Raw genomic sequence first — 1,221 nt, 5'->3', positions numbered from 1 at the left:
TGACCTGCTCCCCGTTGATTAGTACACCCCGATGTTAGTAATGTCTTCATAAGCCACATGAGGACATCCCCATGAAGAAGCGTTTTTCCGACGAACAGATCATCAGTATTCTCCGCGAAGCCGAAGCTGGGGTACCCGCCCGTGAACTCTGCCGCAAGCATGCCATTTCCGATGCCACGTTTTACACCTGGCGTAAGAAGTATGGCGGTATGGAGGTGCCTGAAGTTAAGCGCCTGAAGTCGCTTGAGGAAGAGAACGCCAGACTCAAGAAGCTGCTTGCCGAAGCCATGCTGGATAAAGAGGCGCTTCAGGTGGCTCTTGGGCGAAAGTACTGACGACAGACCAGAAGCGGGAAGCCGTGATGTTGATGTGTGATGCGACCGGTCTGTCGCAACGTCGTGCCTGCAGGCTTACAGGTTTATCCCTGTCGACCTGCCGCTATGAGGCTCACCGTCCGGCTGCTGATGCGCATTTATCAGGGCGCATCACTGAGCTGGCACTGGAGCGCAGGCGTTTTGGCTACCGTCGTATTTGGCAGTTGCTGCGCCGTGAAGGGCTTCATGTTAATCATAAGCGCGTGTACCGGCTTTATCACCTCAGTGGCCTGGGCGTAAAACGCAGAAGACGTCGTAAAGGGCTGGCAACAGAACGTCTGCCGCTGCTCCGTCCGGCGGCGCCCAATCTGACCTGGTCGATGGATTTCGTCATGGACGCACTTTCCACCGGTCGCAGGATCAAGTGTCTTACCTGCGTCGATGATTTCACAAAGGAATGCCTGACGGTCACTGTTGCCTTTGGGATTTCAGGCGTTCAGGTCACGCGTATTCTGGACAGCATTGCACTGTTTCGAGGCTATCCGGCGACGATAAGAACTGACCAGGGGCCGGAGTTCACTTGCCGTGCACTGGATCAATGGGCCTTTGAGCATGGTGTTGAGTTGCGCTTAATCCAGCCGGGCAAGCCAACGCAGAACGGATTTATTGAGAGCTTTAACGGACGATTTCGCGATGAATGTTTGAATGAGCACTGGTTCAGCGATATCGTTCATGCCAGGAAAATTATTAATGACTGGCGGCAGGATTATAACGAATGCCGCCCGCACTCCACGCTGAATTATCAGACACCGTCTGAATTTGCAGCGGGCTGGAGAAAGGGTCATTCTGAGAATGAAGATTCCGACGTTACTAACTGAGCGTTGTATCTAATCGTGGGGGCAGGTCA

1 protein-coding gene is annotated in these 1,221 nt (G+C 53.6%); it reads left to right on the top strand.

Going from position 1 to position 1,221, the window contains the following annotated elements:
- Positions 1 to 71: 71 nt before the first annotated feature.
- A protein-coding gene (locus ACNQ0W_RS25130; protein WP_087451024.1) for an IS3-like element ISSen4 family transposase occupies positions 72 to 1,192 on the top strand; the annotation gives its coding sequence in 2 pieces (ribosomal slippage) (positions 72 to 330 and positions 330 to 1,192; 1,122 coding nt in all).
- Positions 1,193 to 1,221 lie beyond the last annotated feature (29 nt).

The organism is Enterobacter cloacae complex sp. 6730903 (assembly GCF_048283985.1).
Classification (GTDB): Bacteria; Pseudomonadota; Gammaproteobacteria; order Enterobacterales; family Enterobacteriaceae; genus Enterobacter; species Enterobacter hormaechei_C.
The sequence above is the reverse complement of the archived record's forward strand: the minus strand, read 5'-3'. Positions and strand labels throughout refer to the sequence as shown.